The sequence below is a fragment of the Bacillus sp. CDB3 genome (genome assembly GCF_002081505.1).
Classification (GTDB): Bacteria; Bacillota; Bacilli; order Bacillales; family Bacillaceae_G; genus Bacillus_A; species Bacillus_A cereus_AT.
In genome coordinates this window covers 40,435-52,943 of sequence record NZ_ALBR01000092.1, presented here as the reverse complement: position 1 = coordinate 52,943, position 12,509 = coordinate 40,435, and the positions used below count along the sequence as shown (strand labels likewise).

Below are 12,509 nucleotides of genomic sequence, written 5' to 3'. Positions count from 1 at the left end.
ATTCGAGGTGTATTTTTTTGGTATATATAGAAAAACATGTTCAGCATGAAAGGAAGAACGAAAACAGAAACTACAGGTACGATTATATATGGAAAGGAGACTATTTATGAAATATAAATGGTTATATATAGGTCTCATTTTTTTCAATTATGATGGCACTTGTTCCAGTTTCAACATTTGCTTATACGAATACACCACATAACTGGGGAATCCCACGCCCTAAAAATGAAACAGTGCCAGATGCAGGGAAATTATATACAGAATTACTACAAAAAAATGGTGGGTTTTACTTAGGCGATACGAAGAAAAAAGATATTTATTTAACATTCGATAATGGATACGAAAATGGATATACAGGGAAGATTTTAGATGTACTGAAGGAGAAAAAAGTACCAGCAACTTTCTTTGTGACGGGACATTATATAAAAACACAAAAAGATTTATTATTAAGAATGAAAAATGAAGGACATATTATCGGTAATCATTCTTGGAGTCACCCTGATTTTACAACGGTAAATGACGCAAAACTTCGTGAAGAATTAACGAGTGTAACGGAAGAAATTAAAAAGTAACTGGGCAAAAAGAAGTGAAATATGTACGTCCTCCGCGAGGGGTGTTTAGTGAAAGAACGCTAGCTCTTACGAAAGAAATGGGATACTATAACGTGTTTTGGTCGCTTGCATTCCTTGATTGGAAAGTAGATCAGCAAAGAGGATGGCAATACGCTCATAATAATGTAATGACTATGATTCACCCAGGATCTGTTTTGTTACTTCATGCGATATCAAAAGATAATGCGGAAGCACTTGCGAAAATCATTGATGATTTGCGCGAGAAAGGGTATCATTTTAAAAGCCTAGATGATTTAGTAAACAGCAATCAACCGTAAGCATGTATGCTTGCGGTTTTCTCATGCTATAATGATGTGTAAAAAGGATGGGGAAACGTATGTGGAGCGAACATGTTACGTTAGAATATCCGTACCATTTTGAGGAAGTACTAAAGCGTTTATCTTTCGATCCGTTAAACGTCATTCAATTAGACGAGAAAGTAATTTATGTCCCGCTTTTTATAGACGAAGAACAGATTGTTGTTCGTTTGCAAGGGATTGGTACTGTTCAAAATCCACAGTTTTGGATCTCTAGTCAGGCAGGAGATCAAGAGAAAGTAATGAAACGAATGAAATCCATTTTTCACTGGAATGAACCGTTTCAAAATATACAAAATCATTTTTTAAACACATCATTACGTCCACTATTTGAAACATATGCTTATACTCCAATTATTTTAGAATTCGATTATTTCGCTTGTCTTCTTCGCTGTATTATTCATCAACAAATAAATTTGAAATTTGCTACTGCGCTAACAGATCAATTTGTAAAACGATATGGGACAGAGAAGAACGGCGTTTTCTTTTTCCCAACACCAGAAAGAGTAGCGAACATTTCAATAGAAGAATTGAGAGAGCAGAAGTTTAGTCAGCGAAAAGCCGAATATATAGTAGGATTAGCAAAACATATTGTAGGCGGTAAATTAGATTTAGCAAGGATAGAAAACGGAACAGAAGCAGAAGTATCGGCACAATTGTTACCAATAGGGGGTATTGGAGCATGGACAGTGCAAAACTTTTTAATGTTTGGGCTTGGCCGGAAAAACATGTTTCCGGAAGCGGATGTTGGGATTAGGCGTGCAGTGCAAGGTGTATTTCAATTAGATGATAAGCCTGATGATGCATTTTTAGAAAAAGTGAAACAAGAGTGTGAACCATATTGCAGTTATGCAGCGTTATATTTATGGAAAAGTATAGAGTAGAGGTGTAATAATGATACAAAAACAACAAGAGAGTAAGTTGGAAATTGGTCAAACGTTTCCTGTGACAATTAAACGTCTTGGGATTAACGGAGAAGGCGTTGGTTATTTTAAGAGACAAGTTGTATTCATTCCAGGGGCATTACCAGGAGAAGAAGTTGTTGCTGAAGCAACGAAAATTCAGCGTGGCTTCGCTGAAGCAAAAGTGAAAAAAGTTCGTAAATCGTCACCACATCGTGTGAAAGCACCGTGCTCAGTATATGAGGAATGTGGTGGCTGTCAATTGCAACATTTAGATTATAAAGAACAATTAAATCAAAAGCGTGATATCGTTGTACAAGCATTCGAGAAGTATATGAATAACAGTCTAGAAGAGAAAATTCGTCCAACGCTTGGAATGGAAAATCCATGGCATTATCGTAATAAAAGTCAATTACAAGTGGGACGTAAAGATGAAAAGGTTATTACAGGATTATATAAACAAAACTCACATCAGTTAATTGATATTTCTCATTGTATGATTCAACATAAAGCAACGAATGAAGCGACAAAAGTCGTAAGACGTATATTAGAAAAATTAAATGTTTCTATTTACAATGAGAAAAAACAAAAAGGTTTAGTACGTACAATTGTGACACGTACTGCAGTTCAAACAGGGGAAGTACAAGTCACACTTATTACAACAAAAGAAGAATTACCAAATAAAGAGCAGTTTATCACAGAAGTACAAAAGCAGATGCCAAGTGTGAAATCAATTATGCAAAACGTGAACTGGCGTAAAACATCTGTTATTTTCGGTGATAAAACATTTAAACTAGCTGGAAAAGACGTAATTCAAGAAACACTTGGTGATTTATCATTTGAATTATCAGCGCGTGCATTCTTCCAGTTGAATCCAGAACAAACCGTTGTTTTATACGATGAAGCGAAAAAAGCAGCTGCTTTAACAGGAAACGAGAAGATTGTGGATGCGTATTGTGGTGTCGGTACGATTGGACTTTGGCTTGCGAATGATGCAGCGGAAGTACGTGGTATGGATGTAATTCCAGAAGCGATTGAAGATGCAAAGAAAAATGCAAAACGCCACGGATTTACAAACACAAAATATGAAGCTGGAAAAGCGGAACAATGGTTACCAAAGTGGGTAAAAGAAGGCTGGCGTCCAGATGTCATTGTTGTCGATCCACCGCGTACAGGTTGCGATGATAAATTACTTGAAACGATTTTAAAAGTGAAACCGAAACAAGTTGTTTACGTGTCTTGTAACCCGTCATCGCTAGCACGTGATGTAAATGCATTAATGCAGAGTTATGAAGTGGAATATGTACAACCAGTTGATATGTTCCCGCATACTGCGCATGTGGAGAATGTAGTAAAGCTTGTGAGAAAGTAAAGTTTATTCATATTCCCTCATGGTATGAGGGAATATTTTCTATGAAGGAGAATACTATGCACAATTATAAATTAACGATTCAGTATGACGGTGCGCGTTATAAAGGGTGGCAACGTCTTGGTAATAACGATAATACGATTCAAGGAAAAATCGAAAGCGTAATATCTGAAATGGTCGGGAAAGAAATTGAAATTATCGGCTGTAGTAGAACAGATGCGGGTGTACATGCTTTGAATCAAGTAGCTAATTTTAAAAGTGATGAAAAGTTAGTGGAACATAAAGTGAAAAAGTATTTAAATCAATACTTACCAAATGATATTAGTATTACGAGTGTAGAAGAAGTATCAGATCGTTTCCATGCTCGTTACAATTCTAAAGCAAAAACATATCTTTATAAAATTTGGAATGAAGAGCATACGAACCCATTTATGCGTAAACACAGCATGCACGTGAATAAACAATTAAATGTGGAAAGTATGAAAGAAGCTGCGAAACATTTAGTTGGTTCACATGACTTTACTGCTTTTTCGAATGCAAAATCTAAGAAAAAGTCTATGGTTCGTGAAGTGTATACACTTGATGTGATGGAAGAGGCAGGATTTGTACAAATTAGAGTAAGTGGTAATGGATTCCTTCATAACATGGTGCGAAAAATTGTTGGGGCATTAATTGAAGTTGGATTAGGACAATTAGATGCTGAAGCAATTCCAAACATTTTGGAGGAAAAACAGCGCAATCAAATTAATTGCCTTGCTGAGGCGAGTGGTTTGTATTTGGAGAATGTTGAATTTTAATAATAAGTAAAAAAATCGAGCTGATAAGGCTCGATTTTTTTGCACTCTGAAATTAAGAAGATTTCTCTTTCTTCATACGTAGCTTCAAATTCCAAAAAGCAGCAAGCATAATAGCTGCAAAGGAGCCGCTAATTGTTCCTAAGAGCTTTGCATAAGGAAAGCTGCTCATATCAGCATTAATGAATAACATCATACATAGAACGGCAGGAAGAAGATATAAGTATTGTAATAACTTTAATTTTTTATCATTACTCATATATATCGCCCCTTTTTAGCATGTTATATGTTTATTATAACAAAGTTTTCCATTTCTTTACACTTAGTAGTATGTTCATTTCATATGTGCAAATGCAGTTTTTTTATTCGATATTGTAAGTTTTGTCTACTCAATCCTAAAAACTTTGCAGCTTGTGAGATATTACCATGATTCTCTTTAAGGATTTGATTGATGTAGTTCTTTTCCATTTCTTCTATTGTGCGCTTTAAAGTTTTAGGTGTATCAGCATTCTGACTAGTTAGGGAAGGTTGTATATGGAATTCTTTTTTTAGTCGTTCGCGAAAGCGAGTGGGAAGATGAAACGCTGTAATGATATTTTCATCTTCTATTAAGTTCATTGAACCTTCTATTATATGTTCCAATTCTCGTACATTTCCGGGCCAATCGTGTGCATAAAAGAATTCTCTTACATTGACATCTACATCGGTTACGCCAAGCCCGAATTGAATATTGTACTTTTCGATAAAGTGCTGAACAAGAGCTGGAATATCTTCTTTTCGCTCCCGTAAAGGTGGAAGACATAAAGTAACGACGCTTAATCGGTAATATAAATCCTCTCTTAACCGATTGTGTGCAATAGCTTCAAGAGGGTCTTCATTAATAGTTGCTATAATACGAACATCAATTTCTTTTTCTTGTGCGCCCCCGATTCTTCGTATTGTTTTTTCTTGTATAGCCCGTAGTAACTTAGCTTGAAGCGCTGGGCTTAATGAGTTGATTTCATCTAGCAACAATGTCCCGCCATTTGCTTCTTCAAATAAACCAGATTTATCTATTGCTCCTGTAAAGGCACCCCGATTCGTACCAAATAATAAGCTTTCCATTAGGGTATCAGGTATAGCAGCACAGTTTTGTGAAATAAATGGTTTTGTTGAACGCTGACTTTCATTATGGATACTTTGTGCAAATAGCTCTTTGCCAGTCCCTGTTTCTCCTACAAGAAGTATAGATGAGGATGTACGAATTACCCTCTTTCCTTCTGCAATAATTGATTGAATGGCTCCAGAATCACCAATTATGTGGTCAAAGGTGAATTTAGTATTTTGTTTTCGAGAAGGACTCATTCTTATCGGTTGTTTTAAGTGACTAATCTCTTTTGAAATTTCAATAGCGCCTTTAATTTTTCCATTTTCTATTATAGGGAAAGTATCGTTAATCGTCGTAATTTCTTGCCCTTTATTGTTAAAATACGTTTGTTTTATATTTTTTTTGGTTTTTCCAAATTTTAATGCCTCTATAAGAGTACTATTTTTATTTTCTTCAAATGCAAATACCTCTAAAGGACTTTTATATAGCACATCTAAGCGGTCCATTGATTCAATTTCCATCATTTTGCGGTTATAGATAATCGTTTTACTTTCCTCATTAATAATATGAATCCCGATATCGAGTTCATTGAGTAAAGCTTCATATAGCGCATTCATTTCAGTAATTTGTTTAAAATTAATTTCTTCTGTATGCATGTATCATCTTCTCCTCGTTTTACCCTATGAAGACTGACTTTTTATAATTTTATTAAAATTCTCATAAAATCGCAAAATTTTTTTGCTATTTTCTTTTAAAACGATAGAAAAATTTTGCGGTTATGTAGATTTTTTTGTGCGAAATCTTAATTTTTATATAGATATTGAGGTTGGTACGTATCTTGCATAAATAATAATTGAAATCTTTAAATTGAAGGAGTGGGTGAATTAGAACTTTTCATAGGGTATGCGACATTTCAGTGCAAATTAATTAAGAGGAGGAATTTATTAAGTGAAGACGGTTATAGAAGGCGTGTATAGTCCTTGTTATGGAAAAGTAGAGAAATTATTTGTTACTGAAAGTTCTTACGTATATGAGTGGGAGAAATTAGCGTTAATTGAAACAATAGATAAGCAGCAAGTGGAAATTAAAGTGGGAATCAGTGGTTATATCGAATCATTAGAAGTTGTAGAAGGACAAGCTATCGCTGATCAAAAACTATTAATAACAGTGAGGGATGACCTTTTAATAACAGGTAGTGATTAATATAAGTAATATATATTTTTGCTCTTTTAAATAATTATTTTTACTATGAATAATCTTTAAAACGCTTACATCGAATGGGTTTGCAAAGTGAAAAGGAGGGAGTTATATGATGGATCAAAACCAAGGATTAAAAAGAGAATTGAAAAGTCGGCACATATTTATGATTGCACTCGGAGGGGTTATTGGTACTGGGCTTTTTTTAGGATCCAGTTATACAATTCATGAAGCTGGACCTGGAGGAGCGATTGCAGCGTATCTTGTCGGTGGATTTGTTATGTATTTAACGATGCTCTGTCTTGGAGAGTTAGCGGTTGCGATGCCTGATGCAGGATCGTATCAAACATATGCCACAAAACATATTTCACCTGCAGCGGGTTATGTAGTGGGCTGGATGTCGTGGCTAAACTGGACGGCTACGATAGGCATTGAATTAATTGCAGTTAGTATATTAATGAAACGTTGGTTTCCAGATGTATCATCATGGATTTGGTGTGTAGTCTTTGCCGTATTGCTCTTTGTTATTAATGCGTTATCTTCAAGAAGTTTTGCGGAGGTTGAATTCTGGTTTGCAAGTATTAAAGTAATTACAATTATTGCATTTATCATTTTAGGCGGGGCAGCAATGTTTGGTTTTCTAGATATGAAAGGAAATGAACCAGCACCGATGTTTTCTAGCTTTACTGATTATGGTGGATTGTTTCCAAATGGATTATCAGCAATTTTAATTACGATGATTGCAGTTAATTTTTCCTTCCAAGGAACAGAACTAGTTGGTATTGCAGCTGGTGAGAGTGAAAATCCAGAGAAAACGATCCCGAAGGCAATTAATAATACAGTTTGGCGCATACTTGTTTTCTTTGTACTATCTATTTTTATTCTTGCGGGACTATTTCCTTGGCAGCAAGCAGGCGTGATAGAAAGTCCATTCGTAGTTGTATTTGATAAAATTGGTATTCCTTATGCGGCTGATATTATAAATTTCGTTATTATTACAGCGGTACTATCAGTTGCGAATTCAGGATTATATGCAACTTCCCGTATGCTATGGTCGATGTCTAAGCAAGGAATGATTAGCCCGATTTTTAGTAAGTTATCTAAAAACGGTGTTCCTATTTATGCATTGATTGTAAGCACGATTGTAGGGTGTCTCTCATTACTATCAGGTATTTATGCGGAAGATACAGTTTATTTATGGCTTCTTTCAATTGCAGGGTTCGGAGCGATATTAGTTTGGGCATCGATCGCTCTATCTAATCTATTAGCTAGAAGGACATACGTGAAGCAAGGTGGGGATATTAAAGACTTGAAATTTAAAACGCCATTGTATCCATTCGTACCACTGCTTGCTTTAGTATTAAATTTAACAGTAATTGTAGCTATGGCTTTTATTCCAGAACAAAGAATGGCATTGTATTGTGGTATTCCATTTATGATTGTTTGCTTACTGTTTTACCGTGCGACCAAAAATAAGGGAAGCAAAATAGAACATGTTGAAAAAGTAAATACAACAGAAGCAGAAAGTTTATAAATATATTAGAAACTTATGCTAAAAAAAGAGACTGTAAGATTTGTAAACAGTCTCTTTTTTTGTGAAAATAAAGCTGGAAACATACTATAGTATGCAAAGGGGAATTAGCAATGAATCAAGAAGTTTCACAGCTATTAGAACAGATTGATTTACGAAAAGAGGAGCTACTAGAACTCACAAAAACTTTAATTCGTTTTGAAACACCAGCACCGCCGGCGAGAAATACAAATGAGGCGCAAGAATTTGTTGCAGAGTTTCTAAAAAAACGAAATTTCATTATTGATAAATGGGATATATATCCAAACGATCCGAATGTTGTTGGGGTAAAAAAAGGGACGGAAAGTGAGTTGTATAAAAGTCTTATTATTAATGGCCATATGGATGTAGCTGAAGTATCGGTAGATGAGGCGTGGGAAACAAATCCGTTTGAGCCGTTTATAAAAGATGGTTGGTTAGTTGGGAGAGGCGCGGCAGATATGAAAGGTGGACTAGCTGGAGCCTTATTTGCAATTCAGCTTTTAGAAGAAGCGGGAATTGAATTGCCAGGTGACTTAATGTTTCAATCGGTAATTGGAGAAGAAGTGGGAGAAGCAGGAACACTTCAATGTTGTAAGCGTGGTTATGATGCTGATTTTGCAGTAGTAGTTGATACAAGTAATTTACATATGCAAGGGCAGGGTGGCGTAATTACTGGATGGATTACAGTGAAAAGCCCGCAAACGTTTCATGATGCAACACGTAGACAAATGATTCATGCTGGAGGCCGTTTATTCGGGGCGAGTGCTATTGAGAAAATGATGAAAATTGTTCAAAGCTTACAGGAGTTAGAGCGTCATTGGGCAGTCATGAAAACATATGAAGGGTATCCATCAGGGACGACAACAATTAATCCAGCTGTCATTGAAGGAGGGCGTCATGCGGCATTTATTGCGGATGAGTGCCGGTTATGGATAACGGTTCACTTTTATCCAAATGAAACGCATGAACAAATAATAAAAGAAATAGAAGAGTATTTAGGAAAAGTGGCAGCAGCAGATCCATGGTTAAGCGAGAACCCACTACAATTTAAGTGGGGCGGAGAATCAATGATTGTTGATCGGGGTGAGATTTTCCCCTCTTTAGAAGTAGATAGTAATCATCCGGCTATTCAGAAACTAAGTTCCGCACATGAATCTATATTACAGAAAGTTGCAACTTTAGATATGTCTGCTACAGTAACGGATGGTGGATGGTTTAGTGAGTTTAATATTCCAGCTGTTATTTACGGACCAGGTACATTAGAAGAAGCTCATTCAATAAATGAGAAAGTTGAAGTTGAGCAGTTAGTTGAGTTTACAAAAGTAATTACTGCTTTTATATATGAATGGTGTCATACGAATAAATAAGAAAATAGTTTGATTTTTGAATCGTGCGAGTAAGTATGCTTGTACGATTTTTTTGTAACTATTTCAGAGGCGGATAAATTCAATATCTGAAATAGCTTGTTATGCTTTCTATGTTTTTCGTTTTATTTCAATTAATTTTTCCTTAGCTAATTCAACGGCAATCGCATCATCTAAATAGCCGATTGGAAAAAGATAATCAGGGATAATGTCTGTTGATAAAATGAAATATAGTAAGGCACCCCCAAGAATCGCACGCTCTTCGGTTGAAATGGTTTCTGTACAAAATTGTTGGTACATAGTTGTTAATTGCTCAATGAAAGGACCAGCACTATCAATTTGTTCTATTTTACTTTTGAAACTCTCGTGAATACGTTTTTCACCTTCAGTAGTTTGAGCATAGCGCTCATAATTTTCAAGTTCTTGTTTCACACGAGTTGTTGTGTACTCGAAGTCGAATAAGTTAGAGGATTGTAATGTTTGCTGAATTGTATCGAGAGATGTGTACATATCTGTTTTTTCCTTATTTATGTGTGGAGAGTCAGGGTACATTTCATCAAGCAACAATTGCGGTGGAACTTGTAGACATTTCGCAAATTGTTGTAGATGTTTTTGCTTAGGTTGTTGTTTACCATTAATTATTCTTGAAATTGTTGCAGGATCAATATTTGTAAGTGTTCCTAGTTGGCGCATAGATAGAGCGCGCTCCTTTAACAGTCTCTTTATTAATTTACCGAGCCGATCATTTGGATTTTCATGGGACATAATGTAGGCACTCCTTTTCTATTGTTGAAAAAATGTTGAGCATTTATTACAAGTATATGAAACAGACAGGCACAGTTGCTCAACATTTTCATAATATGCATTGAAAAGTGAGAAAAAGGGGTGACTGTTTATGAGTACGGCAGGTTTATTTTCAATTTTTTTAATCGGGATCGCTTCAAATTTAGATAATGCAGGTGTTGGAATTGCATATGGCATTCGTAAAATTCGGATTTCGTGGTTTAACAATTTTATCATCGCATTTTTTGGATTTTCATTTACTTTACTAGCTGGCTTTTTTGGGAACTGGATTGCGTTATATATTTCAGAGTTTACAGCAAACCTTATTGGAGCAATTGTGTTAGGAATAATTGGGGTATTTATTTTATGTCAGCCTTTCTTGAATCAAAAAGACACCGTAGAATCTAAGGATGGTAGTGTACTTATGGGGATTTTGCGTGATCCAGAAAAAGCAGATTTTGATGGTTCTAAAACAATTAGTTTTTCTGAAGCAATTGTTTTAGGAGTTGCATTATCTATAAATAATATTGCAGGTGGATTTGATGCTGGAGTAACAAATTTAAATCTTTGGCTTACAGCATGTATTTCTGGGGTGTTTAGTTTTATTTGTATTAGTGGTTTTGCGTATGTAGGTAAAAGATTTTTAGCGGAATACTTAGGGAAATGGGCGACTATAATTGCAGGCGTTTTATTAATTCTCATTGGGATAGACCAATTGTTGTAAGAAGAATAGAATACAATGTTCGAGTATTTCCTTGGAAATTTGGTAAGGGATTGCATATATCGACATACTTTTCTTCATACTAATACTGATTTCTTTTAAAGAAAGGGGGATCCGTATGGGACGTGGGAAAGCATTTGATCATAAGAAAAAAGGGCATGATCATCAACCGCCTAAAGGTGCTCATATTCATAAAGATGTAAATGAGCATACATTAGAAGAGGAAGAATTACCTGTTAATATTGAAACGTATAAAAATAGTTTGAAAAAACATTAAAAGCACCTACATAGGTGCTTTTTTAACGTATATCTTCAATTAATTGTTCCGATTCTTCATGCATACTGTACTCACTTAATACTTGGATGCAAAGCCACTTTAATTCTTCGATAGTATGCTCAAGTTCTTCAGGAAGCACATGATGAATGTCTTCAAGTCCCATTCCGAAATGAATAAGCTCTAGTACTTGATCATCGATGTTCCGATCCATTAATAATTCAAGCACCTCTAAATTGAATATGTATCGGTGAGCTTCATCGAGTGAAACAACTTTTAACTTCAAGCTTTCTACAATACTCAATATAAAAAGAAGAATTGTCTTTTCAAGAACAGGTTGTTTTTCCATTTGAAATATCAGTTTCATCTTTTACACCTCCACATATAGCGTTAGGTTGTACTATATTATTCAGGAGGGGGGAGCAAATATGCATAATAAAGCGAAACTTTCATTATTGTTTTTGTTTTGTTATTGATGATTGGTGAAACTAAATTTTTCGTGAAATAAAAAATCCTGCTAGTATAGCAGGATAACTTCCGGATTTAAAATATACTCCAACCTTCTTGGGCAGAAAGTAATTCAAGAATTTTAAAACCAGCGATACTATTTCCGTTTGCATCTAAAGCGGGTCCGAAAATGCCGATTCCCATTTCGCCTTTTATGCAGCCGAAAATACCGCCCGCTACACCACTTTTTGCAGGGATTCCAACGCGAATTGCAAATTCACCAGATTCATTATACATCCCGCAAGTAACCATAAATGTTTTACAAATTTTTGTAATCTGTTTAGGGATAATTTGTTTTTTCTTGTATGGATCGTAGCCGTCCATTGCAAAAATTAAACCAATACGTGCTAAATCGATACAGTTTACTTCAACTGCACATTGACGAGTGTATAAATCCATAAGTTCTTCAATGTCACAATCGATAATGCCGTTTTGTTTCATATAGTAACAAAGTGAACGGTTTAAGTAAGCAGTCTCTAATTCTGAATTGGCAACTTTAGAAGAATAGTTAATTGTAGGATTATCTGTTATTTCACGTACAAAATGAAGAATACGCTCCATTTTTTCTTCGTTATTTTTTCCAGCTAACATGCTTGTAATAGCTAGTGCACCTGCATTAATCATTGGATTAAGCGGTTTGGAAGGACTTGTCGTTTCTAACTTAATAATAGAATTAAAAGGGTCACCAGTTGGCTCCATTCCAACTTTAGAAAATACATATTCTTCACCACGATCTAAAAGGGCAAGTGCAAGTGTAATTACTTTGGAAATACTTTGAAGAGTAAATAGTGTTTGTGAGTTGCCAGCATGGATATATTCTGTTTCTTTATGGAAAATGGCAATCCCTAAATCATCTGGATTTGCATTTCCTAGTTCGGGGATATAAGTAGCAAGTTTTCCTTTTTTCGTATATGGTTTTACTTGTTCTAACAACTGTTGTAAGTTGTTTGTTTCAATGCACTGCATAGTACCAACGCTCCTATTTCGAATTAACTAAGTTTACTTTTCCCGATATGCTCGGAAATAAATAA

The 12,509-nt window shown here is 35.3% G+C and carries 13 protein-coding genes and 1 pseudogene; 9 read left to right on the top strand and 5 right to left on the bottom strand.

Annotated features, from left to right (window positions below; genetic code table 11):
• The first annotated feature begins 106 nt into the window (after positions 1-106).
• From pdaA to truA, 4 genes and pseudogenes are all read left to right on the top strand, one after another.
• Positions 107-889, top strand: a pseudogene (pdaA, locus tag CDB3_RS22445) (delta-lactam-biosynthetic de-N-acetylase).
• 59 nt (positions 890-948) lie between these two features.
• Entirely contained in the window at positions 949-1,812 is an 864-nt protein-coding gene (locus tag CDB3_RS22440) for a DNA-3-methyladenine glycosylase family protein (RefSeq protein ID WP_128856004.1), read from the top strand.
• A 10-nt stretch (positions 1,813-1,822) separates the two neighbouring features.
• A complete protein-coding gene (gene rlmD, locus CDB3_RS22435) occupies positions 1,823-3,202 on the top strand; it encodes a 23S rRNA (uracil(1939)-C(5))-methyltransferase RlmD (RefSeq protein ID WP_128856003.1) in 1,380 nt (459 codons plus the stop codon).
• A 56-nt stretch (positions 3,203-3,258) separates the two neighbouring features.
• On the top strand, positions 3,259-3,996 hold the full coding sequence (truA, locus tag CDB3_RS22430; protein WP_128856002.1) for a tRNA pseudouridine(38-40) synthase TruA: 738 nt from the start codon (positions 3,259-3,261) through the stop codon (positions 3,994-3,996).
• A gap of 52 nt (positions 3,997-4,048) precedes the next feature.
• Here truA and CDB3_RS22425 read toward each other — a convergent pair whose 3' ends face one another.
• Positions 4,049-4,252, bottom strand: a complete 204-nt coding sequence (locus CDB3_RS22425; RefSeq protein WP_000063866.1) for a hypothetical protein — start codon at positions 4,250-4,252, stop codon at positions 4,049-4,051.
• A gap of 80 nt (positions 4,253-4,332) precedes the next feature.
• Entirely contained in the window at positions 4,333-5,736 is a 1,404-nt protein-coding gene (locus CDB3_RS22420; RefSeq protein WP_128856001.1) for a sigma-54 interaction domain-containing protein, read from the bottom strand.
• Between the two features lie 292 nt (positions 5,737-6,028).
• Between CDB3_RS22420 and CDB3_RS22415 the strand changes: the two genes are divergently transcribed.
• From CDB3_RS22415 to CDB3_RS22405, 3 genes are all read left to right on the top strand, one after another.
• A complete protein-coding gene (locus CDB3_RS22415; RefSeq protein WP_002010281.1) occupies positions 6,029-6,283 on the top strand; it encodes a biotin/lipoyl attachment domain-containing protein in 255 nt (84 codons plus the stop codon).
• 106 nt (positions 6,284-6,389) lie between these two features.
• A complete protein-coding gene (locus CDB3_RS22410) occupies positions 6,390-7,811 on the top strand; it encodes an amino acid permease (protein WP_128856000.1) in 1,422 nt (473 codons plus the stop codon).
• Between the two features lie 110 nt (positions 7,812-7,921).
• Positions 7,922-9,196: an acetylornithine deacetylase gene (locus tag CDB3_RS22405; protein WP_128855999.1), complete on the top strand. Its 1,275-nt coding sequence runs from the start codon at positions 7,922-7,924 to the stop codon at positions 9,194-9,196.
• A 108-nt stretch (positions 9,197-9,304) separates the two neighbouring features.
• Here CDB3_RS22405 and CDB3_RS22400 read toward each other — a convergent pair whose 3' ends face one another.
• Entirely contained in the window at positions 9,305-9,958 is a 654-nt protein-coding gene (locus CDB3_RS22400) for a helix-turn-helix domain-containing protein (protein ID WP_128855998.1), read from the bottom strand.
• Between the two features lie 130 nt (positions 9,959-10,088).
• Here CDB3_RS22400 and ytaF point away from each other — a divergent pair, with 130 nt between their 5' ends.
• Both ytaF and CDB3_RS31820 read left to right on the top strand, forming a co-directional pair.
• Complete coding sequence (ytaF, locus tag CDB3_RS22395; protein ID WP_128855997.1) at positions 10,089-10,700, top strand: sporulation membrane protein YtaF; 612 nt, start codon at positions 10,089-10,091, stop codon at positions 10,698-10,700.
• Positions 10,701-10,815: 115 nt separating this feature from the next.
• Positions 10,816-10,974, top strand: a complete 159-nt coding sequence (locus CDB3_RS31820; RefSeq protein WP_080743487.1) for a hypothetical protein — start codon at positions 10,816-10,818, stop codon at positions 10,972-10,974.
• Positions 10,975-10,996: 22 nt separating this feature from the next.
• On the opposite strand, the gene CDB3_RS22390 is transcribed toward CDB3_RS31820, so the two are convergent.
• A complete protein-coding gene (locus CDB3_RS22390) occupies positions 10,997-11,338 on the bottom strand; it encodes a DUF3969 family protein (protein WP_000766602.1) in 342 nt (113 codons plus the stop codon).
• Between the two features lie 176 nt (positions 11,339-11,514).
• The gene (gene glsA / locus CDB3_RS22385) at positions 11,515-12,444 is read right to left on the bottom strand and encodes a glutaminase A (RefSeq protein ID WP_128855996.1); all 930 of its coding nucleotides are present in this window, start codon (positions 12,442-12,444) and stop codon (positions 11,515-11,517) included.
• Between the last annotated feature and the right edge of the window lie 65 nt (positions 12,445-12,509).

Excerpts from the sequence above, each read along its gene's own strand:
- glsA (WP_128855996.1), bottom strand. The coding sequence starts at position 12,444 with ATGCAGTGCATTGAAACAAACAACTTACAACAGTTGTTAGAACAAGTA.
- CDB3_RS31820 (WP_080743487.1), top strand. The coding sequence starts at position 10,816 with ATGGGACGTGGGAAAGCATTTGATCATAAGAAAAAAGGGCATGATCAT.
- rlmD (WP_128856003.1), top strand. The coding sequence starts at position 1,823 with ATGATACAAAAACAACAAGAGAGTAAGTTGGAAATTGGTCAAACGTTT.
- CDB3_RS22440 (WP_128856004.1), top strand. The coding sequence starts at position 949 with ATGTGGAGCGAACATGTTACGTTAGAATATCCGTACCATTTTGAGGAA.
- CDB3_RS22425 (WP_000063866.1), bottom strand. The coding sequence starts at position 4,252 with ATGAGTAATGATAAAAAATTAAAGTTATTACAATACTTATATCTTCTT.
- CDB3_RS22405 (WP_128855999.1), top strand. The coding sequence starts at position 7,922 with ATGAATCAAGAAGTTTCACAGCTATTAGAACAGATTGATTTACGAAAA.
- truA (WP_128856002.1), top strand. The coding sequence starts at position 3,259 with ATGCACAATTATAAATTAACGATTCAGTATGACGGTGCGCGTTATAAA.
- CDB3_RS22400 (WP_128855998.1), bottom strand. The coding sequence starts at position 9,958 with ATGTCCCATGAAAATCCAAATGATCGGCTCGGTAAATTAATAAAGAGA.
- CDB3_RS22390 (WP_000766602.1), bottom strand. The coding sequence starts at position 11,338 with ATGAAACTGATATTTCAAATGGAAAAACAACCTGTTCTTGAAAAGACA.
- CDB3_RS22420 (WP_128856001.1), bottom strand. The coding sequence starts at position 5,736 with ATGCATACAGAAGAAATTAATTTTAAACAAATTACTGAAATGAATGCG.
- ytaF (WP_128855997.1), top strand. The coding sequence starts at position 10,089 with ATGAGTACGGCAGGTTTATTTTCAATTTTTTTAATCGGGATCGCTTCA.
- CDB3_RS22410 (WP_128856000.1), top strand. The coding sequence starts at position 6,390 with ATGATGGATCAAAACCAAGGATTAAAAAGAGAATTGAAAAGTCGGCAC.